The organism is Pseudomonas sp. H2_D02 (assembly GCF_054677635.1).
Window position 1 is genome coordinate 4,080,448 of sequence record NZ_CP162816.1, and the last position, 18,659, is coordinate 4,099,106.

At 63.3% G+C, this 18,659-nt stretch carries 19 protein-coding genes and 1 pseudogene; 6 read left to right on the plus strand and 14 right to left on the minus strand.

The annotated features are described in order from the left end of the window. Window positions 1–84: 84 nt before the first annotated feature. The 3 genes from AB4N42_RS18705 to AB4N42_RS18715 all read right to left on the minus strand — a co-directional run bounded on the left by AB4N42_RS18705 (window position 85) and on the right by AB4N42_RS18715 (window position 1,830). Entirely contained in the window at window positions 85–1,335 is a 1,251-nt protein-coding gene (locus AB4N42_RS18705; protein WP_431145553.1) for an MgtC/SapB family protein, read from the minus strand. Between the two features lie 10 nt (window positions 1,336–1,345). Beyond that, the gene (locus AB4N42_RS18710; protein ID WP_460115137.1) at window positions 1,346–1,573 is read right to left on the minus strand and encodes a hypothetical protein; all 228 of its coding nucleotides are present in this window, start codon (window positions 1,571–1,573) and stop codon (window positions 1,346–1,348) included. A 131-nt stretch (window positions 1,574–1,704) separates the two neighbouring features. Further along, a complete protein-coding gene (locus AB4N42_RS18715) occupies window positions 1,705–1,830 on the minus strand; it encodes a hypothetical protein (RefSeq protein ID WP_460115138.1) in 126 nt (41 codons plus the stop codon). On the opposite strand from AB4N42_RS18715, the gene AB4N42_RS18720 reads away from it, so the two are divergent. The 3 genes from AB4N42_RS18720 to AB4N42_RS18730 all read left to right on the plus strand — a co-directional run bounded on the left by AB4N42_RS18720 (window position 1,823) and on the right by AB4N42_RS18730 (window position 3,860). Next, window positions 1,823–2,746, plus strand: coding sequence for a universal stress protein (locus AB4N42_RS18720; protein ID WP_407683711.1), 924 nt, complete (start codon window positions 1,823–1,825; stop codon window positions 2,744–2,746). The two genes, AB4N42_RS18715 and AB4N42_RS18720, sit on opposite strands and share 8 nt — an antisense overlap. A gap of 239 nt (window positions 2,747–2,985) precedes the next feature. Next, window positions 2,986–3,420: a YeeE/YedE family protein gene (locus tag AB4N42_RS18725; RefSeq protein WP_198797320.1), complete on the plus strand. Its 435-nt coding sequence runs from the start codon at window positions 2,986–2,988 to the stop codon at window positions 3,418–3,420. Between the two features lie 2 nt (window positions 3,421–3,422). Further along, window positions 3,423–3,860, plus strand: coding sequence for a DUF6691 family protein (locus tag AB4N42_RS18730; protein WP_460115139.1), 438 nt, complete (start codon window positions 3,423–3,425; stop codon window positions 3,858–3,860). Between the two features lie 12 nt (window positions 3,861–3,872). Here the strand turns inward: AB4N42_RS18730 and AB4N42_RS18735 are convergent, their stop codons facing one another. From AB4N42_RS18735 to AB4N42_RS18775, 9 genes and pseudogenes are all read right to left on the minus strand, one after another. Next, a complete protein-coding gene (locus AB4N42_RS18735; RefSeq protein WP_460115140.1) occupies window positions 3,873–5,240 on the minus strand; it encodes a sensor histidine kinase in 1,368 nt (455 codons plus the stop codon). After that, a complete protein-coding gene (locus tag AB4N42_RS18740; protein WP_030138739.1) occupies window positions 5,237–5,899 on the minus strand; it encodes a response regulator in 663 nt (220 codons plus the stop codon). The genes AB4N42_RS18735 and AB4N42_RS18740 overlap by 4 nt, the downstream gene beginning before the upstream one ends. Window positions 5,900–5,911: 12 nt before the next feature. Further along, a complete protein-coding gene (locus AB4N42_RS18745; protein WP_460115141.1) occupies window positions 5,912–6,556 on the minus strand; it encodes a tetratricopeptide repeat protein in 645 nt (214 codons plus the stop codon). Further along, window positions 6,553–7,362 (minus strand): SDR family oxidoreductase, encoded by an 810-nt coding sequence (locus tag AB4N42_RS18750; RefSeq protein ID WP_030138737.1) that lies wholly within the window; start codon window positions 7,360–7,362, stop codon window positions 6,553–6,555. The genes AB4N42_RS18745 and AB4N42_RS18750 overlap by 4 nt, the downstream gene beginning before the upstream one ends. Continuing rightward, window positions 7,349–8,023 carry a TenA family transcriptional regulator gene (locus AB4N42_RS18755; RefSeq protein ID WP_460115142.1) on the minus strand — a complete coding sequence of 225 codons (675 nt, stop codon included), beginning with the start codon at window positions 8,021–8,023 and terminating at the stop codon, window positions 7,349–7,351. Before AB4N42_RS18755 ends, AB4N42_RS18750 begins: the two co-directional genes overlap by 14 nt. Before the next feature lie 2 nt (window positions 8,024–8,025). Beyond that, complete coding sequence (locus AB4N42_RS18760) at window positions 8,026–9,501, minus strand: AMP-binding protein (RefSeq protein WP_460115143.1); 1,476 nt, start codon at window positions 9,499–9,501, stop codon at window positions 8,026–8,028. Further along, window positions 9,491–10,169: pseudogene (locus AB4N42_RS18765) on the minus strand (thermostable hemolysin). The gene AB4N42_RS18760 and the pseudogene AB4N42_RS18765 overlap by 11 nt, the downstream one beginning before the upstream one ends. Window positions 10,170–10,239: 70 nt before the next feature. Continuing rightward, window positions 10,240–11,460 carry an organoarsenical effux MFS transporter ArsJ gene (gene arsJ, locus AB4N42_RS18770; RefSeq protein WP_407683715.1) on the minus strand — a complete coding sequence of 407 codons (1,221 nt, stop codon included), beginning with the start codon at window positions 11,458–11,460 and terminating at the stop codon, window positions 10,240–10,242. Between the two features lie 9 nt (window positions 11,461–11,469). After that, on the minus strand, window positions 11,470–12,474 hold the full coding sequence (locus tag AB4N42_RS18775; protein WP_198797312.1) for an ArsJ-associated glyceraldehyde-3-phosphate dehydrogenase: 1,005 nt from the start codon (window positions 12,472–12,474) through the stop codon (window positions 11,470–11,472). Between the two features lie 371 nt (window positions 12,475–12,845). Between AB4N42_RS18775 and AB4N42_RS18780 the strand changes: the two genes are divergently transcribed. After that, window positions 12,846–14,576, plus strand: a complete 1,731-nt coding sequence (locus AB4N42_RS18780) for an amidase (protein WP_323155034.1) — start codon at window positions 12,846–12,848, stop codon at window positions 14,574–14,576. 110 nt (window positions 14,577–14,686) lie between these two features. Here the strand turns inward: AB4N42_RS18780 and AB4N42_RS18785 are convergent, their stop codons facing one another. Further along, complete coding sequence (locus AB4N42_RS18785; protein ID WP_030138730.1) at window positions 14,687–15,466, minus strand: EAL domain-containing protein; 780 nt, start codon at window positions 15,464–15,466, stop codon at window positions 14,687–14,689. Between the two features lie 137 nt (window positions 15,467–15,603). Continuing rightward, window positions 15,604–16,593, minus strand: a complete 990-nt coding sequence (locus AB4N42_RS18790; RefSeq protein WP_460115144.1) for an MBL fold metallo-hydrolase — start codon at window positions 16,591–16,593, stop codon at window positions 15,604–15,606. Window positions 16,594–16,860: 267 nt separating this feature from the next. On the opposite strand from AB4N42_RS18790, the gene AB4N42_RS18795 reads away from it, so the two are divergent. Next, complete coding sequence (locus tag AB4N42_RS18795; protein ID WP_407683718.1) at window positions 16,861–17,268, plus strand: helix-turn-helix domain-containing protein; 408 nt, start codon at window positions 16,861–16,863, stop codon at window positions 17,266–17,268. 35 nt (window positions 17,269–17,303) lie between these two features. Then, window positions 17,304–18,635 (plus strand): OprD family porin, encoded by a 1,332-nt coding sequence (locus AB4N42_RS18800; protein ID WP_460115145.1) that lies wholly within the window; start codon window positions 17,304–17,306, stop codon window positions 18,633–18,635. Window positions 18,636–18,659: the final 24 nt, after the last annotated feature.

Consider the following 18,659-nt stretch of genomic DNA (forward strand, 5'->3'; position numbering starts at 1 on the left):
CTGCGGAGTGAAGAAGACCCGTTTCATCGCCGGCTCCGGCTACGCATCCTCGATGATCAACGCCAGCGGCCATTCGGTCATCATTCAGCGTGGCAGGTTCGGCAGTAGTAGCCCCGCCCAGATCGCCAGCGTCATCAATACCTGGCCAGGAATCACATACCCGGCAAACCGCCTTCCACCGCTGAGCCAGGCAACCAGGCATTTGCTCACGGAGTTGCTGCTCATTGCCATCAAGAGCGGCATGGCGGCGTCATCGAAGGGCAATAGCCCGGACTTGGCCAGGGAAGCTATGGAAGCCGCAGACGCATGGGCGTCGGCCAACCCGCTGAAAGTGGCAGTCACGATCATGCCAACCCGCCCGAATTCGTCGAGCATTGCCGACGACAGAACGGTGAGTGAGGTCATCGCCACGACCACCGTCAACGCCAGTTTCAGGCTGAAGGCCCCGCCGTGCTGGATCGCCTCCTCGACCCGCACGCTGGGTCGAGCAAACAACAGCGCGCCGGCATAGACCGACACCGTCAGCAACCCGCACAGCAGCGGCCAACCTATCCAACGCAGCAAGCCAGGTTCCACCGCTCCAACGATTAACGCGATTTGCGCAAGGGTCGCCACGTTGGCCAACAGGGCGGCCGCGCTCAGCATTTTCACATTGGCCGGTTCCTTCGCGGCGAGGTGCCCCATGGCCGCGACGGTCATCGTCGCGGAGGCAAACCCCGACGCAATGGCGCCTAGAGCGTAGCCATAGCGAGTGCCAAGGGTGCGAACCGCAACGTGCCCCAGGGCGCCCACCGCCATCAACATGACCGTCAGGGAGCACAGGGTGCGAAGGTTGATGGCGTTGTAAGGCCCCAGGTAACGATCCGGGGCAAGCGGCAATATGACCAAAGCGGCGATCAACAGCATCAGGCCATCGCGCAACTCAACAGCGGTCAATTGGCTGCGAGCAAAGTGATGCAGCACTTGGCGGCTGGCCAGCAGCCCCGACATCACTACGCCTATCGCGGTGGCCAAGGCCGGAGCGCTGACGCACAGGGCGCCCAACACCAACACCGCAAACAACGCCACCTCGCTGGTGATGCCAGGATCCTTGTCGAGGTTTTTCCAATACGCCAGGGTGACCAGTGCGCCCAACGCCAGCGCGACGAACCCCAATAATAAAGGGCCACCGGCCCGGATCGTGGCGTACCCCAATAGCGAGGTAATCGCAAACGTGCGCAGGCCGGCAGAATCGCGCCTGTCCCCTTCCCCCTTGCGCCGCTCCCGCTCAAGGCCCACCAACAGGCCGATTCCCAGCGCCGCGCCGGCGTTGACAAAGCCCAGGGCTTCGGTCATGGCCGTGGTGCTACGGCGACACGTGAGCAGGCGTTCGCAGGGGCGCCGCTTGCACTATATGTGCGCCATTCATGCGCGTGACCATGCCTTGTGGCCAGACATGGGGGGCGTCGATTCGAGCCTGCAACGTCCTGGTAAACAACAGCGCGTCATCAACGTTCTTGAAGTCCACGCACCAGTCATCCAAATGCACCAGGCAGCGCGTTCCTGGCTGCTGCTCTTCGAGCCGAATAATCATGACCAACCTCTCATCACGGGTGAGCTTGGATTTGAGGAGCAAGCATCAGCCTGCGCCCGATTGAACCGGGCGGATTGACCATGATCAATGTTTCGCTGTGGCGCATTCGACATCGAGGTCGATCGGCGCTTTCAAGAGTGTTTGACGCAAGTCAAGTCACCAAGGCTCAGCGCGCCCATGATCGATACCAAGTCAATGCCCGCGCGGACGTCGTACCGCGCCGGCAGGTCCTTGCCCAGGAGGTATGTCATGTCCATGCAATCTCGCTTGATGCTGGTGGTTTCGCCACTGATGGAACACAACCCCGCGTTTGACCGGGCCGCCGCCCTTGCCCAGGCCGAAGGCGCCGCGTTGCACATCGTTGCTTTTGATTATCTGGAAGGCCTGGCCACGGCCGGGCTGGTGAATGAGCAGGCGCTGGAACAGATGCGCCTGGGCTACATCGAGCGCCATCGCGACTGGCTGGAAGAGAAAGCCAGGCCCTTGCGCAAGCTCGGCATTCAGGTCACGACTGAAGTGACGTGGGTCGAGCGTCCCCTGCAGGAAATCCTGGTGCACCTAAAGGAAACGCCGATGGAGGCGCTGATCAAGACGGTGGATCCCGAATCCTGGTTCTCGCGCCTGATGTTCACGCCGCTGGACGTGCACTTGTTGCGCGAGTGCAACGTGCCATTGCACTTCGTCAACAAAGTGGCCCACGCGCGCCCGCGCAAGATCCTCGCGGCCATCGACCCGTTCCATCGCGACGGCCGCTACCAAGGCCTCAATGACCGGATCCTGGGTGAAGCCAACAAACTGGCGGCGAGCTGCGATGCGGAACTGGAAGTCATCTACGCCTACGATCTTTCCTCCATCACTGCCTCCGAATACGGCTTTGGCAGCGGCTCGACCTTCTTCTCATCCACGCTGGCCCGACAGCTCTACGAGTCCCAGGGCGAGGCGTTCGACGCCTTGGCTGAACGCAACGGCATCGCCCCGGAACAACGACGCATGATCATGGGCGATCCGGCAAGGGTGCTCGCCAGTTACGCCGGAGCCCATGACATCGACGTCATCGTCATGGGACGCGTGCGCCATAGCGGCCTGGACAAACTGATCGGCAGCACCTTGGAAAGCCTGCTGTACAAGATGCCGTGCAGCCTGTGGGTGATTGCGCCGCAGCAGACTGATTGAGAGCGCCACGAAGGTCGGCGGAGCAACGGTTCCGACCGCCTGGGAACGCCGCCGATAAGCAGCAGGCCCGATAGCCACCATTTCCTGCCCCAGCAAGGAAAATGAGCCATGAACGCGTCCCGATTCGCCGCCCTCGCCCCTGACCGCCGTGCTTTTCCCCTCGCTGAGCATTTGCCGCTTGCTTTACGGGCCGGCCATCAGGCAGCTTGCAAACGATTAGTGGTTGCCGGAGGACGGTGATGGATCTTGATTGGCTCAACTTCACGCCATGGTCATCCCTGGCCGGCGGTATGTTGATCGGCCTGGCTGCCAGCCTGTTCGTGGTCGCCAACGGCCGGATCGCCGGCATCAGCGGCCTGCTCGGCAGCCTTCTGCAGCGTGGCGGCGAGGGGCTTGGGGAAAAGGCCCTGTTTCTGCTGGGCTTGCTCGTCGCGCCGCTGTTGTGGGGGATGTTTGCGACGTTGCCGCCGATCGAATTCCAGAGTGGAGGGTTCGGCCTCGCTGTCGCGGGCCTGTTGGTGGGTGTCGGTACCCGTTACGGTTCGGGCTGTACCAGCGGCCACGGCGTCTGCGGCCTGTCACGCCTTTCACCGCGCTCGTTGGTTGCCACGGCGTGTTTCATGCTCAGCGGTTTTGCGACTGTGTTTGTCCTGCGCCACCTGATGGGATTTTGAACATGCGCAAACTGACGGCACTCATCGCCGGCCTGCTCTTCGGCCTCGGCCTGCTCCTGGCGGGCATGGCCAACCCGAAAAAAGTGTTGGGTTTCCTGGACCTTGCCGGCACCTGGGATCCATCCCTGGCGCTGGTGATGATCGGCGCGATTGGCACCGCCATTGCCCCGTTGGCGTGGGCGCGCAAACGCACTCATTCCGTGCTGGGCAACCCGATGCAACTACCGGCCAAGCGCGAATTGGACCGGCGGCTGATTGGCGGGAGCCTGGTGTTCGGCATCGGCTGGGGCATCGCCGGTATCTGTCCTGGCCCGGCTGTCGCCATTCTGCTGACCGGGCATTGGCAAGTCCTGGTGTTCATGGTGGCGATGCTGGCCGGGATGCTGGTGTTCAACGCGCAGGAAAATCGCCGGGGGCCAACGGAGCTGAATCGCAGATAGGCTGCTTCGCGCTCAACAGCGACCTATCTCCAGCGTCGCGGACAACCCGCCTTCGGGGCGATTTTTCAAACGGACCTGACCGCCCAGGCGATCGGCGATCGTGCGCACGATGGTCAGGCCCAACCCCGCGCCCTGGTCATTGCCACGGCTGTAGAACCGTTCGAACAGCCGTTCACGCTCGGCCTCGTCGATGCCCGGCCCTTGATCTTCAACGGACAGCTCGTAATGGTCGCCCTTCTTGACCAATCGCACGGTAATCGTGCCGTTCGCGGGCGAAAAATTCGCGGCATTGGTCACCAGGTTGTTCAAGGCGATATCGATGGCCACCGGATCGATACGAACAGGACCGACGTTATCGCTGATGTCCAGCACCGGCTCGAGCCCTTTGCTCAATAACCACGGCGTCATCTGCACCAGGCTCTCACGCACCGTGGCCGGCAGATCGATGGGAACCGCCGCATCGGCAGTCGCCTGCGGTTCAAGCCGCGCCATGGTGAGCAGTTGGTTGACCAGGCGCGTGGTGCGATCGACACCGGCGACCAGATGTTCCAAGGACTCGCGACGGCTTTGCTCGCTCCCCGCCTCCATCAGGTTCTGCGCATGCACGCGAAGCACGGCCAAGGGCGTGCGCATCTCATGGGCAGCATCAGCGATGAAACGCCGCTCACGACCCATGACCTCTTGGATCTGCGCCAATACCCGATTGAGTGCTGCTTGCATGGGTTCAAGCTCCGTCGGCAGTGGCATCAACTGCAAAGGTTCCAGGGAGCCCGGATGCCGGGCGCGCAGCTTGGCCGCCATGTCCACCAACGGCTTGAGGCCCCAGCCGATCGCCAGCCAGATCACCGCGGCCAGAATCACGCTGCCGATCAGGTTGGGCACAACCGTGTGACGCACGATCCGATCGACCAGGTCGGCACGCACGTCGTCGCGTTCACCGACCCAGATCTTCAAGCCGTATTGCGTGTCGTCGAGGACGAATGCCCGCCACCGGCGGTTCTTCTGGTCCACGACCTCGCTGAAACCGGGGGCACCCGGAGGTGAGGTGAACGACGGTGCGCTGGAGGTATGGACCAGCACCGAACCCTGGGCATTCCAGACCTGGAAAGCGATCTTGCTTTCGTAGGGATGCCCATCGACCCTGGGCGCCGCCTGTCCCAGGGCTGAATTGAACGCCTGGTACAACTGCGCGTGTTCCTGGCTCGCCATCGGCATGCGCATGACGCCTTGCAGCAGCCGGGCGTTCTGCGCCAACTGGGCATCGTAGACCTCGGCGATTTCATGATTGCTGTCATGCAGGTTGAAGACAGTGATGATCAATAGCCCAAGGAACAACAGGCCGAGAATCAGCGTGAGGGTACGCCGCCGGATCGAGCTCATCGGCGCTCCTCCACCAGATAACCGACACCCCGGAGGGTGCGGATCAAGTCGGTGGAGAATTTCTTGCGCAGGTGATGGATGTGCACTTCCAGGGTGTTGCTTTCGGCTTCCTCGCTCCAGCCGTAGAGCAGTTGCATCAGATGGTCACGGGTCATGACCCGGCCCGGCGGCGAGAGCAGCTCATGGAGCAGTTGATATTCCTTGGGCGTCAGCGCCACCGGCTTGCCTTGGTAACTGACTTGCTGGGTCACCGGGTTGAGGCTGATGCCGGCATGTTCGATCAACGCCTGGGCGCGTCCGGCACTGCGGCGCAACAAGGCCCTGAGCCGGGCCTTGAGTTCCGCCAGGTCGAAAGGCTTGACCAGGTAATCGTCGGCGCCGGCATCCAGCCCGGCGATGCGGTCTTCGGTGGCGTCGCGCGCCGTGAGGATCAGCACCGGCAGGTTGGAGCCGCTGTCGCGCAAGCGCCGCAGTACTTGCAGCCCGTCCATCCGCGGCAGGCCGAGATCAAGTACCGCCAGGTCAAAGGCTTCGCTGAGCAGTGAATGCAATGCGCTGCCGCCGTCCTGCACCCAATCGACGGTATAGCCCTCGCGTACCAGCGCCTGGCGGATGCCTTCGCCCAAGGCCACGTCGTCTTCGATCAGTAATAAACGCAACGCACGCTCCCGTCAGTTCAGCCGTTTGTTCACATCCACCAGTAAAGCGTCGATTTCCTTGCGGCGCCCGGCATCGGCTGTTTCCCGGCCTGGCCTCGGCGCGGCCTGCAAGGCTTTTTCAAGCGCCACCTTGGCTTCGCTGTAGCGCTTCTGACGGTAGAGGTGATCGCCCCAGAAGTACAGGCTGTCGATGCCGTTGGGGTTGAGTTGCAAAGCCTGCTTGAGCATTTGCTCGGCCTTGTCCGAATCACCGAAGCCCAGGGGCCAGCCCGGTACTCGGTCGTAAAGTGCGCCGAGGCTGGTGTAAGCGGAACCTTGCAGTGCCTTGGGATCGAGGGCCAAGGCTTTTTCCAGGTCGCCCTTGGCGTCCTTGACCTTGCCAAGAGCACCGATACCACCCTTGGCGCCGGCCCAACTGCTGTTGACGATGCCAGACCAGATCCACGCCTCGGCCACGGATTGGCGTTGCTGTGTGAATGCCGACGCCTGGGTGGCGAGTTGTTCGAACGCTTCGGCGCGCTGGCCTTCGGGCAACTCGTATTGGATGTGCGCCCAGCGCTGCTGGATGTCACTGAGGCGTTGCTGGTCAGCCGCTTCCAGCGCCCAGACACTTTGGCTCAAGGCGCTGATCAACAGGCAAGCGAGGATTTTTTTCATGGCTTGAGGTGCTCGTTCTCGGGTTTGTGACTGAGGCGGCGAACCAGCGGCAGTTGCTTGCGCAGGCCACGGTCCACCAGGTTGGGCAGCAGGCTGTTGAGGCCGACGAAGAAGCGTTCGGGCCAGCCCAGATAGAGCTCGCGACGGTCGCCGATAATCGCGTGGATCACCGCGGACGCAACGGTTTGCGGGTCGTCGACATTGGCCTTGAGCGCACGATTGAGCGCGTCGGCCGCCGGGCTGTTCATCGAGGTGCGGGTGGCCCGTGGCGCCACGTAGAGCACGCCGACACGGGTATCGGCCAACTCCCGGCGCAAGGCTTCGGAAAACCCGCGCAAGGCAAACTTGCTGGCGCAATAACTGGCGTAGCCGGGATAACCGATGGAGCCGTAGGTCGAGCCGACATTGACGACCATGGCGCTGTCCGCTTGCTTGAGCAGCGGGAGCAGCAGCTTGGTCAGGCAGATCGGCGCGCTGATGTTCACCGCCAGCATGGCAGTGATCTCACTGTCGTCGAGTTGTTCGAGCATGGCGAAGTGATTCACGCCGGCGGCATTGATCAACAGGTTGATGCCGCCGATGGCTTCGGCGGCGGCCAGCACCTTGCGTCGATCGGCCAGGAAAGTCAGGTCGGCGCCGATCCAGCACAAGTGCCGGGGGTAGCGCTCGATCAGCGGCAGCAAGGCTTCGTTGTGCCTGGCCACGGCCAGCACCCGCGCACCACTGGCGCACAGGGCAGTGGCGATCGCCAGGCCGATCCCGCCACTGGCCCCGGTCAGCACCACACGTGCATCACACAGGCGCATGTTCAGACTCCCCATGGTGAGGCAGGCCCCGGAACATATCGGTGTACAAGCGGTACACCACTTTGGAGGCGTGAACCACCGCCGCCTGATCCGCCGGATCGTCCAGCCTGTTCATCAAGGCGCGGTAGGTCTGCATGTGCTCGATGTCCAGCGAACCGTGGGAACTGAGGTAGCTGAACGCCGTCGCGGGCAGTTCCAGGCGCTGGCGGATGCTGTCGGCGGCATGCGTCGCCAGGGCAATGCTGGTGCCTTCGAGCACGTTGACCATGCCGAACAGGCCAACCGGGTTGCCTCGGGCGATCAGGTCATAGAGGTAGCTGACCATCAATTCGATGGGCAGCGACGGCTGGCCGTTGCGCACCGCGTCCTTGTCGCCACCGCACGCGGCGATGTCATCCAGCACCCATTGCTCGTGGCCGTATTCTTCCTCGATGTACTCGCAGACAGCCTTGCGCAGCCATTCCAGGTGCGTGGGCAGGCGCGCTCCGCACGCCATCATCAACGGCACGGTATGACGGACGTGGTAATAAGCCTGGATCAGGAAGCTGCGGTAGCTCCCCAGGCTGACCTGGCCCTCCAGGGCGTCACGGATGATCGGCAGGTTGAACAGCGTCTGGCGTTCCTGGCGGGTGGCTTCTTGCAGGGTGTCGAAAAAACTCATGATCAGGATTCCTCGGACTGAACGGGGTCGGTGAGCAGCGCTCGGTACTGCTCGACAATGGCCTCGCGGCGCGGACGGCCGTTGGCGGTGAGCAGGCCATTGGCGGCGCTGAAAGGTTGGTCCAGGCGCGTCCAGCGATGGACCCGGGCGTAATCGGGCAGCGTGTCATTGGCCTTGGCCACAGCCAGCGCAAGCGCCTGGTCGGAGCAGTCGGCACGGTTGGGCCAGAGCAGCGCATGGTTGTGGGGCATGGCTTCGCCATAAACGAAGGCCTGGGCGATGTCGCCGCCCTGGGTGAGTTCGGCTTCAACCCATTCGGGATTGACGTTGCGCCCGAAACTGGTGACGAACTGATGCTTCTTGCGGCCGCGCAGGTAAAGAAACCCGTCCTCGTCGAATTCGCCCAGGTCGCCGCTGGGCCACCACTGGCTGGTGCGCGGCGGCTCATCCAAGTAACCGAGCAGGGTCGAACCCTTGATCAGGACTTCGCCGTCCTCGGCCAGGCGCACCTGCACATGGGGCAACGGCTGGCCGACGCTGCCGGCGCGATGGGCCTGTGGTCGATTCAGGCACACCACCGAGGCGCATTCCGACAGTCCATAACCTTCATAGACCGGCAAGCCGAGACGCTGGGCCCTTTGCAGCAGATCGTGGGACACCCGCGCACCGCCCACGGCGGCAAACCGCAGCACATGAGGGTTGAACATCTTCTGCTCGGCAGCCGTGACCAGCAGCAATAACAATTGCGGGACCAGGATCAGGCTCTGCGCACGCCGTTCCGCCAGACAACTCAACAGCCGCGCCGGCTCGACCCCGCTGGCACCCTGGATGCCGAGTGTCTTCTGGCTTGGCAGGCTCACCATTGCACCGGCATACAACGCCGCGTAACAGCCGAGGTTTTCCAGCAGGATGGCCAGGGGCAGCAACGCCAAGTGATGCCTGGCCTCGACCGGTTGGCTGGCCTGCTCCAGTTCCCGCGCCACGCGCAACAAATTTTCGGCGCTCAGGCACACTCCTTTCGGCGTGCCGGTGGTGCCGGAGGTGAACGTCAACTTGGCGGTGCCCGCCGGCATGCGACCTGGGCCGTCGAACGTCCGGCGCCAGAATTCGCCGCTGTGCCGGTAGCCGGCAGCTCGCAACTCGACATCGAACCCGGGCTCGGCGAGCACCCGTTCAGCCTGGCTCTGCTCCAGGCAGTGACGCCGCTGCGCCTGGCTGAAAAACCCGGGCAGGATCACGCAGGTCAGCCCTTCGAACAGCGCCGCAAGGTCCCAGAGGATCGCTTCGATGCCATTGTCCAGGGCCAGGGCGACGACCTGGGCGTTTTCCTCGCGCAGACGTTGCTGGCGGTAGACCACTTCAGCGTAAAGCGTCGCGTAGTCGAGCTGCGAACCATCGCCCCACAACGCGATCGCATGCCCCCGCCGCTGCGCATGGCCGCGCAACGTGTTCTTGAAGCGCTCCATTTCAGGCGACATGGCAGGTTTCCCCAAGATGGGTTGGCAGTCCCAGGCGATTGAACAGGCCGGTGTTGCGCAGATGGATGAAGCCGGCGCGAATATTGCCAACATGGAGCCACGGTTGGCTGTCGTAGTAGCGGCCCCAGAGGTGACGCTCCTCGCCGAGGCGCTGCGGATCGGCCGAACATAAGGTCACGGGCTTGAGGCCGAGGCGATGGAAGCTGTTGACCAGGCCGATGTTGCCGGTGAACGCGACCCACTCCAGGCCGCCCATGGCCAGCAGATAAGTGATCGCGATGATGCTCAACCGAGCGCTGCCGGTGTCGCTGGCGGCCAGGTTGCCCACCTCGACGATGCCGGCACGGTCCACCGGGCGGTCGGCCGCGGCGCTGATCAAGGGTTCGATGGGCTCGTCCAGGTAGCGCTCCAGGAACAGCGCCCCTTGCGCGGCGCGGCGTACGCCCGCCACGGCACAGAGCGCTCCACTGGGGTCATCGAGCCCGAACAGCTCCGGCAGGAAGTGCCGAATGTCGGCGCCATGGACCTGGCGGAAACGCTGCTGGATAAAAGTTTCGAATTCGCCGCGCCGAGGGTGTCGCCGGCAGGCCCCTGTGCAAATGGCGGAGCCCTTGGCCGGCGTCGCCGAAGGCCAGTGGCAAGTGGATGTTCCAATCGAAATCGGGCATGAGCCGACGTTCTCCCCAAGGCTGATGGGGAGGAGTATCGAGCCCGTTTCTTAACGGAGTCTGAAGGGCATCAAGGATTGACCGTCGTGGGCTGCCCATGCCGAGGCAATGCGAGGGAAACCAGGGCGGCCACCACCACGAATGCACTCGACAGCCACAGGCACGCCCCCAATCCGTGCGCCTGGTACACCCAGCCGGACAGCACCGTCCCGGCCAACCGACCGAGGGCGTTGGACATGTAGTAGAAACCCACGTCCAGCGACACACCGTCTTCCTTGGCATACGCCACGATCAAATAGCTGTGCAGCGACGAATTCACCGCGAACAGCGCACCAAAGACCATGAGCCCGCCCAACAGCACCGCTTGATGAGACAGCCCCAGCGCAATGATTGCCGGGAGACCCGCCAGCGCAAGCGCCCAGAGGCAAGCGGCGCGTCCATCCGGCACTTGCCCGCGCTTCTTTCCAGTGAGGTTCGGCGCCAGGGACTGCACGATGCCGTAGCCGATGACCCAGGTGGCGAGAAAACCGCCGACTGTCCAGAAATCCCAGCCAAAGACACTGCTCAGGTAAACCGGCAAGGCCACCACGAACCACACGTCCCGGGCGCCGAACAGGAACATCCGCGCCGCTGACAGCACGTTGATCGCCCGACTTTTGGAAAGGATGTCGCGAAACTTCGGCTTGGCTTTCGCCCTGCCCAGGTCTTTTTTCAGCAGGATCAGGCTACCGGCCCAGATCAGCGCCAGCACCGCCGCCATCGCCAGCAACGCCCCTTGGAAACCGAGCACGGCGAGCAGCGCTCCGCCGAGGAAGAAACCAACGCCCTTGAGCGCGTTCTTCGAGCCGGTGAGGATCGCGATCCATCGATAAAGCGTGCCCTGCTGCCCATCCGGCACCAACAGCTTGATCGAGCTCTTGGCGCTCATCTTGTTCAGGTCCTTGGCGATGCCGGACAATGCCTGGGCGCTCATCACCCAGGCGATGGTCAGGAGCGCGGAAGGCACCGTCAGCATCAGCAGCGCTGCAACCTGCAGGCCCAAACCGATGTTCATCGTCCGGTTCAGGCCCAGTCGTGCGCCCAGGTAGCCGCCCAGCAGGTTGGTGATCACGCCAAAGAACTCGTAGAACAGGAACAGCGCGGCAATCTGCAAAGGGCTGTAGCCCAACGCGTGGAAGTGCAGCACGACCAGCATGCGCAGGGCGCCGTCGGTCAAGGTGAACGCCCAGTAATTGCCCGTGACGAGCAAGTACTGCCGCACTTCTGGCGCAAGGGCCGACAAGACTTTCATCGCCCCTCCTCAGCCCGCCAGGCCGACCATCCGGGCCAGTTCGACGGTACGGTTGGCGTAGCCCCATTCGTTGTCGTACCAGGCATAGAGTTTGACCTGGGTGCCGTTGATGACCAGGGTCGACAGCGCATCGATGATCGAGGAACGCGGATCGGTGCGGTAGTCGATGGACACCAGTGGTCGCTCTTCGAAACCGAGAATGCCCTTGAGCTCGCCTTCAGCGGCGTCCTTGAGCAAGCGGTTCACTTCCTCGACCGTGGTGGCGCGCTCGACCTCGAAAACGCAATCGGTCAGCGACGCATTGGCCAACGGCACGCGCACGGCATGGCCGTTGAGGCGTCCGCGCAGCTCCGGGAAGATCTCGGCGATGGCGGTGGCCGAGCCGGTGCTGGTGGGAATCAGGCTCATGCCCGAGGCCCGGGCGCGGCGCAGGTCCTTGTGCGGCTGGTCAAGAATGCTCTGGGTATTGGTCAGGTCATGAATGGTGGTGATCGAGCCGTGGCGAATACCGAGTTTTTCGTGGATCACCTTCACCACGGGCGCCAGGCAATTGGTGGTGCACGAAGCGGCAGTGACGATGCGATGCTGTTCTGGCTTGAACAGTTGGTGGTTGACGCCCATGACGATGTTCAACGCGCCCGGCTCTTTCACCGGGGCGCTGACCACCACGCGCTTCACGCCTTGGTCCAGATAAGCCTGGAGCACCGCGACGGTTTTCATCTTGCCGCTGGCCTCGATCACCACGTCGCAACCCGACCAGTCGGTGTCGGTGATCGCCTTGTTGGCGGTGACGTTGATCCGCTGGCCGTCGATGACCAGCTTGTCGCCCTCGGCGTCGGCCTGACGGTGCCAGCGACCGTGCACCGAATCGAAGTTGAGCAGATGGGCGTGGGTCGCCGCGTCGCCCGCCGGATCATTGATCTGCACGAATTCGAACTCAGGCCAGCCCCAGGCCGCACGCAGGGCAAGGCGCCCGATGCGGCCGAAACCGTTGATGCCGATTTTGATAGTCATGGTAGGGGCTCATAGAGGGTGGCGCGAATATAGGGTTTTCCGCATACGAGCGAAAGACCCGCTTTTTGTCGAGCATCTTTACCGGCGCATAACCTCGTGGCGAGGGGATTTATCCCCGCTGGGCTGCGGCCCTGATGGTGACAGCCTGATGCCTCAGAAAAACTGCTTGAAGGGCTGCTGTGCAGCCCAACGGGGATAAATCCCCTCGCCACGGATAACCGTTAATCTTGTGAATGGCTGTGCCCTCAAGTCACGCTCGTAGTACAGTCTCCACCCGATGTCAGAATCCATTTCGAAAGACGTGAAGCCAACAGAACTCCGTTCGAACCGAGCCTCGCCTCACGTCATTCACCAGCCGCAGCGGTCACAGCATGATTGAAATCACCGAAGTCTCCATCGCCCAACTCCGGGCTGCGCTCGAATCCGGCCAGACCACGGCGGTCGAGTTGGTCCAGGCCTACCTGGCCAGGATCGATGCCTACGACGGCCCCGAAACGCCCACCGCGCTCAACGCCGTGGTGGTTCGCAACCCCGCTGCACTGGAAGAAGCCAAGGCCTCCGATGCCCGTCGCGCCGCGGGCCAGACCTTGGGTCCACTCGACGGCATTCCCTACACGGCCAAGGACAGTTACCTGGTGAAGGGCCTGACCGCCGCCTCCGGCAGCCCGGCCTTCAAGGACCTGATCGCCTATCGCGACGCCTTCACCATCGAGCGGCTGCGCGCCGCCGGGGCCATCTGCCTGGGCAAGACCAACATGCCGCCCATGGCGAACGGCGGCATGCAGCGTGGCGTGTATGGCCGGGCCGAAAGCCCCTACAACGCCGCCTACCTCACGGCGCCTTTCGCCTCGGGCTCTTCGAACGGTGCGGGCACCGCCACCGCCGCCAGCTTCGCCGCCTTCGGCCTGGCTGAAGAAACCTGGTCCAGCGGACGCGGCCCGGCCTCGAACAATGGCTTGTGTGCCTACACGCCGTCGCGCGGGGTGATCTCGGTGCGTGGCAACTGGCCGCTGACACCGACCATGGACGTGGTCGTGCCCTACGCCAGGACCATGGCCGACCTGCTCGAAGTGCTGGACGTGGTGGTGGCAAACGACCCTGAGACCCGAGGCGACCTGTGGCGCCTGCAACCCTGGGTGCCGATTCCTCCCGTCGATTCGGTTCGTCCCGCCTCCTATCCAAGCCTTGCCGCCAAACCGGAAACGCTGGCGGGCGTGCGCCTGGGCGTTCCGCGCATGTACATCAATGCCGATCCCGAGGCGGGCACCGCTGAGAAACCTGGCATCGGTGGCCCGACGGGGCAGCGCATCATCACGCGCCCCTCGGTGATTGCCCTGTGGGAAGCCGCACGCAAGGCCCTGGAGGCCCGAGGCGCCGAAGTGATCGAGGTGGATTTCCCGCTGGTGTCCAACTGCGAGGGCGACCGTCCCGGCGCGCCGACCGTGTTCACCCGTGGCCTGGTGTCCAAGGAATTCCTGCACCATGAGTTGTGGGACCTGTCGGCCTGGGCGTTCGATGACTTCCTGCGGGCCAACGGCGATCCGAAACTCAATCGCCTGGCGGACGTCGACGGACCGCTGATTTTCCCCCACGACCCCGGCACCCTGCCCAACCGCGAGGACGACCTGGCCGCCGGCATGGACGAGTACGTGAAGATGGCCCAGCGCGGCATCACGCCGTGGGACCAGATCCCCACCCTGCCCGAGGGCTTGCGCGGCCTCGAAGAGACCCGCCGGATCGATCTGGAGGATTGGATGGCACGGCTGGGCCTGGATGCGGTGATCTTCCCCACCGTGGCGGATGTCGGGCCAGCGGATGCGGACGTCAACCCAGCGTCCGCCGACATCGCCTGGAGCAACGGGGTCTGGGTCGCCAATGGCAACCTCGCCATCCGCCACCTGGGCGTGCCCACCGTCACCGTGCCGATGGGCGTCATGGCGGACATCGGCATGCCCGTCGGCTTGACGTTCGCCGGCCGGGCCTATGACGACTCGAAACTGTTGCAACTGGCTTCGGCCTTCGAGTCGCTGGGATCGAAACGGATGACTCCGCCGCGGACGCCGCCGTTGTCGCCAGCACCGTCAGCACAATCCCGACCTTGAAACATACCCTGTAGGAGCTGGCGAAGCCTCGGGCCGCGTTCGGACGATCTTTTGATCCAAAGATCGCAGCCTCGCTTCGCTCGGCAGCTCCTACGGGGACGAACGCACGCTTATTCGAACCGCCCCACCGCCAGCCGACCGATCTCTGGCCGCGCATACAGAAACCCCTGCATCAGCTCGATGCCCAGCGCCAGCAGCGCGGCGCTTTCTTCCGGCGTCTCGACGCCCTCGGCGATGACGGTAATCCCCAACCGATTGGCGACCAGGAGGATCCCATCGACGATGGCCCGTTTGACCGGGTCCTGGTCGATGCCTCGGGTCAACGCCATGTCGATCTTCAGCACTTGGGGTTGGAACAGTGCCAGCAGGTTCAGCCCGGAGTAGCCGGAACCGAAATCGTCGATGGCGGTGGTAAAACCCTGGCGTTCGTACTCCTGGAAAATCGATTTGAGATGGTCGGGATCATCGACCCGTTCGCCTTCCGTGACTTCGAACATGAGCCGGTTCGACGGGAAATTGCTTTGACGCGCCGCCTCCAACGTCGCCCGTATGCAGGTCTCGGCCCGATACACGGCGTTGGGCAGGAAATTGATGCTGAGCAGGCAATCGGGAATGTCCAGGATCCCCAGCCGCGCGGCCTCTTCGATCGCTTTCACACGGCACGCCTGGTCGAATCGGTAACGGTTGCTGTCGTTCACAAGCCCGAGGATGTGGGCTGCCGATTCGCCGTTCACGCCCCGGACCAGCGCCTCATAGGCAAACGCGGACCGCGTGCGGACATTGAAGATGGGCTGGAATGCCATGGTGAAATCGAACCCCAGCGCCTCATGGTCGCGGCATTCAGCGCAACCAAGGGACCGGAAGGTTGGAGAGGATGAAGGTGGGGTCATGATCATGTTCCGTCGCGGCAGCGGGCGTCCCTGTGAAGCAGAAACTATAGGCAATACCCTCTGAGTCGGCACGGGCCCCGCTTTCTGGAGTGCCGTCAGGCCCGTTGATCGTGTGACCGCTGTCGCAAATCAAATGCTTATTCGATCATCGGCACCTTTGCCGCCCGCTGGTAAGGCCCGTATTCGACGGGCACCCATTGGAAATGCTTGTCGACCGCGGTGATGTGGCCCACGCCCGGAAACGGCAGATGCGCCGCCGCGACCCAGGTCTTGCTGGTCGCCGCGTCCTTGAACACCTTGGCGCGGCTCTTGATCGCCTGCTGATTGTCGACGTCGAAACGAATCGATACCTCGGGGTGTTCGAACTGCACCGCCAGGTTATGCACCAGGTCCCCCATGAACAGGATGCTCTGGCCATTGGACGTGAAGCGATAAGTGGTACTGCCCGGGGTATGCCCGGCCTCGAGCTGGACATCGACGCCAGGCACCGGTGCCTGACCATTGGCGAACGTCTTGAAGCGACCGGCCGCGACGTAGGGCGCGGTGGAATCCTGGGCGATCTTGAAGAACTCGCGGGCACCGGCGGGCGCCTTGGCCAGCGCTTGTGGATCGAGCCAGTAGTCGGCTTCGGCCTTAGCCGTGTAGACCGTGGCGTTGGCGAATATCGGTTGTTGCTTGTCATCCACCAGGCCACAGACGTGGTCCAGGTGCAAATGGGTCAGCAGGATGGCGTCGACCTGCTCCGGGCGATAGCCAGCGGCACGCATGTTGGCCGAGAGCATCCCGGCGGTGGCGCCGATGCATTGGCCGGCGCCGGTGTCCACCAGGATCAATTGCTTGCCGGTATTGACCAGGAACGCGTTAAACGCGGTCTGTACGCCGGGCGTTTCAATCGAGCGGCGGGCCAGCAACGCGCGGACCTGATCCTGGGTCATCCCCTGGAGCAGCTTGGGCGACAGATCGTTATAGCCGTCGAACAGCGCCGTCACTTCGTAATCGCCCACCGCCAACCGGTAGTAGCCGGGCACCTGGGTGCCTTGGAGCGGCGCCTGGGCCATGGCGACGTCGGACGCCAGTGCCAATGCCAGGCCTGCCCCGCGTAATGTGCGTACCAGAGATCGTTTCATCATTCACCTTGACCAAGTCAGCAAACGGCCACCCTTCCAGCAGCCAGACGGTGCCGATCATGCACGCGCCTGCCCCTGGGAAATTGCAGCCATGTGCTGACTTGCGGCCCGGCGACGCTGAGGTGAAACGCAATTAACAACGTTTAACTCGCACGTCCACGTGACCTCACCAAGAATGCCTCTTCGTTCAGACTTTTTTGAAGCGGGAGGCGCATACCCGATCGTGCGGTACGCCTGCACGTCTCCCGTGGACACGGAATTCATCTCATGGCCCATGCATCGCTCGTCGCCGACAGCGCCCCCATCAGTCCCGCACGCCGGACCACCACGGGTGGCCTCTCGCCCTGGCGAGAAAAACGGGTCAAGGCGATGATCCTGGACGGCCTGAGCGACACCTTGGAAATTGCCCGGCTGGCCGAGGCCTGCGCCCTGTCCCGCAGCCATTTTTCCAGGGCGTTCAAGTGCAGCACCGGGCAGTCCCCACAAGCCTGGATCCGTGCCCAGCGCATCATCCGGGCCAAGCACCTGATGCAGACCAGCGACCTGACCCTGACGCAAATCAGTCAGGAATGCGGCTTTTGCGACCAGGCGCATTTCTGCCACATCTTCACCGACAGCGAAGGCATCAGTCCGTTTGCCTGGCGGTCGCGGGTGCTACGCGCGCAGCCCGCCTAGTCCGACTCTTCAATTCTTTCACACGGAAAGCACGCATGCCGCCCGCCTCAAAAAACACCTGCGCAGCCAGGCAAACGACAACCGCTTCGAAGCCGCTCCTGCTCCTCGCCTTGCTCGCCGGGCATGCCCCGGCGATTGCCGCACAAACCGCGCCGGGATTCCTGGACGGGGCATCGCTAGAGATCCTCAGCCGTAACTTCTACCTCAATAACGACTACCGCTCCCCGAGCCCGTCGGGCAAGAACTACAAGCAGGAATGGGCCCAGGGATTCATCGCCACATTCGAGTCGGGCTTCACGCCGGGCACCGTCGGCGTAGGCGTCGACGTCCATGGTTTCCTGGGTTTGAAGCTGGACGGTGGCAAGGGCCATGCCGGCACCGGGTTGTTGCCGCTGGACGACGACGGTCGCAGCGAGGATGAATATTCCAGTGCGGGCGGCGCGCTGAAACTCAAGGTATCGCGCACCACCCTGGCACTCGGTGAAATGACCGTGGCGACACCGGTATTCGATACAGCGGACAAACGCCTGCAACCGGAATACGCCAGCGGCGCGCTGCTCACCAGTCGGGAATTCGATGAGGTCGATTTGCAGGCCGGCCATTTCAGTGCGTTCAAGAATCAGGACGCGTCCACCGCCAGGGGCGATTTTTCCGGCTACGGGGCGACCACCCGCCACGCCAGCATCGATTTCATCGGCGCCGATCTGTTCAGCGGCAGCACGGTGGGCGGCGCGCTCTATGCCTCGGAACTGAGCGACACCTGGCGCCAGTACTACGGCAACCTGCATTCGACGGTTGGCGACCTGTTCCTGGACGGCAACCTGTATTACACCCGCGACCATGGTCAGGCCAGTGCAGGCAGCATCGACAACACCGCTTTCAGCCTCTCCGGCAAATACCGGCTCGACGCCCAGGCGTTCACCCTGGCCTATCAGAAAGTCCACGGCGACACGCCTTTCGATTTCGTCGGCGGCGACTCCATCTACCTCGCCAACTCGATCAAGTATGCCGATTTCAACGGCCCGGGCGAACGCTCCTGGCAAGCGCGCTACGACTTCGATCTGGGCGCCCTAGGCATCCCCGGCCTGAATTTCATGGCCCGCTACGTGAGGGGAAGCGGTATCGATGGCAGCCATGCCCCCCAAGGCGGCGCCTATTCCGCAACCTTCAGCCCGCAACAGGGTGACGGCGGTCGCCATTGGGAACGCGACCTCGATCTGCGCTACATCGTGCCGTCAGGCCCGGCCAAGGACCTGTCGCTGCAGCTCTCCCACGTCACCCACCGCGCCAACAGCGCCCAGGCCGGCGATGACATCGACAGGGTGTACATCGTCATTCAATACCCGCTCAAACTGGGTCCGTTCTGAAAGCGCTAAAAAAAACGCATTTCA

Bases quoted from the DNA above. Each gene is read 5' to 3' on its own strand.
- AB4N42_RS18775 (WP_198797312.1), bottom strand. From the start codon at position 12,474: ATGACTATCAAAATCGGCATCAACGGTTTCGGCCGCATCGGGCGCCTT.
- AB4N42_RS18745 (WP_460115141.1), bottom strand. From the start codon at position 6,556: ATGAAAAAAATCCTCGCTTGCCTGTTGATCAGCGCCTTGAGCCAAAGT.
- AB4N42_RS18715 (WP_460115138.1), bottom strand. From the start codon at position 1,830: ATGGACATGACATACCTCCTGGGCAAGGACCTGCCGGCGCGGTACGAC.
- AB4N42_RS18730 (WP_460115139.1), top strand. From the start codon at position 3,423: ATGCGCAAACTGACGGCACTCATCGCCGGCCTGCTCTTCGGCCTCGGC.
- AB4N42_RS18795 (WP_407683718.1), top strand. From the start codon at position 16,861: ATGGCCCATGCATCGCTCGTCGCCGACAGCGCCCCCATCAGTCCCGCA.
- AB4N42_RS18705 (WP_431145553.1), bottom strand. From the start codon at position 1,335: ATGACCGAAGCCCTGGGCTTTGTCAACGCCGGCGCGGCGCTGGGAATC.
- AB4N42_RS18755 (WP_460115142.1), bottom strand. From the start codon at position 8,023: ATGAGTTTTTTCGACACCCTGCAAGAAGCCACCCGCCAGGAACGCCAG.
- AB4N42_RS18760 (WP_460115143.1), bottom strand. From the start codon at position 9,501: ATGTCGCCTGAAATGGAGCGCTTCAAGAACACGTTGCGCGGCCATGCG.
- AB4N42_RS18710 (WP_460115137.1), bottom strand. From the start codon at position 1,573: ATGATTATTCGGCTCGAAGAGCAGCAGCCAGGAACGCGCTGCCTGGTG.
- AB4N42_RS18780 (WP_323155034.1), top strand. From the start codon at position 12,846: ATGATTGAAATCACCGAAGTCTCCATCGCCCAACTCCGGGCTGCGCTC.
- AB4N42_RS18735 (WP_460115140.1), bottom strand. From the start codon at position 5,240: ATGAGCTCGATCCGGCGGCGTACCCTCACGCTGATTCTCGGCCTGTTG.
- AB4N42_RS18720 (WP_407683711.1), top strand. From the start codon at position 1,823: ATGTCCATGCAATCTCGCTTGATGCTGGTGGTTTCGCCACTGATGGAA.
- AB4N42_RS18790 (WP_460115144.1), bottom strand. From the start codon at position 16,593: ATGAAACGATCTCTGGTACGCACATTACGCGGGGCAGGCCTGGCATTG.
- arsJ (WP_407683715.1), bottom strand. From the start codon at position 11,460: ATGAAAGTCTTGTCGGCCCTTGCGCCAGAAGTGCGGCAGTACTTGCTC.
- AB4N42_RS18785 (WP_030138730.1), bottom strand. From the start codon at position 15,466: ATGACCCCACCTTCATCCTCTCCAACCTTCCGGTCCCTTGGTTGCGCT.
- AB4N42_RS18750 (WP_030138737.1), bottom strand. From the start codon at position 7,362: ATGCGCCTGTGTGATGCACGTGTGGTGCTGACCGGGGCCAGTGGCGGG.
- AB4N42_RS18725 (WP_198797320.1), top strand. From the start codon at position 2,986: ATGGATCTTGATTGGCTCAACTTCACGCCATGGTCATCCCTGGCCGGC.
- AB4N42_RS18800 (WP_460115145.1), top strand. From the start codon at position 17,304: ATGCCGCCCGCCTCAAAAAACACCTGCGCAGCCAGGCAAACGACAACC.